A 671-nucleotide genomic window follows, 5' to 3' on the forward strand; every position below is an offset into this window, starting at 1 on the left:
TGCTTTTCAATACGAGCCATGCGCTCAATCAGAGCCAGCTTTTCTTGTAGTTTGCGACCTACCTTAGGATCAATATCGGCTACTTTAGTCACAGCTACATTGATTCTTTTTTGAATTTCTTTAACTAAATCTGAATTCAATTCTGCGCCTGCCGTCGCTTGACTCACCTCTGTGAGCAATTCCGTAAGATAATTAGTCAATAAATCCTGAGCGATTAACATCGAATACTCTTCTATATCCACAGTAGTACTGCCATAGTGCATGCTGTTTAAAACGGATAAAAACTTCATAACAGGGAGTGATGTCATACTTAAGAAATTAAGCTCGCGATTACCGGGTTTTTCATCGTTAACTAGTTTGGTATTGATACTTCGAATAATCTCACGAATTTTAAAAGTAAGAGTAGAGGCTTCAGGGATAGTGATCTCCTGTAAACTCACCTGCATACACTGGTTGTTGGTACCTTTATCCTTACAGCGCCATATTTTTGCAGTACGAGTTCCATTTCCTGTACCAATCAGCACATTAATGAGATCGGCATTTCCAGCCAATGAAGGGACATTCGTCACTTTGCCTTCTTTATCGATAATCAGCGTTCCCGTCAGACTCATCACCATTTCGGAAAGTTCCTGGTCGCTATTTAAGAAGGACTTAGCTTGCAAAAGTGACCA

Annotated in this window: 1 protein-coding gene; it reads right to left on the reverse strand. The window is 40.2% G+C overall.

Going from position 1 to position 671, the window contains the following annotated elements; genetic code table 11:
* A partial coding sequence (locus DGG96_RS20610) for a conjugal transfer protein TraH (RefSeq protein WP_240610487.1) occupies positions 1-617 on the reverse strand: 617 nt, incomplete at its 3' end.
* Positions 618-671: the final 54 nt, after the last annotated feature.

This window comes from Legionella qingyii (genome assembly GCF_003184185.1).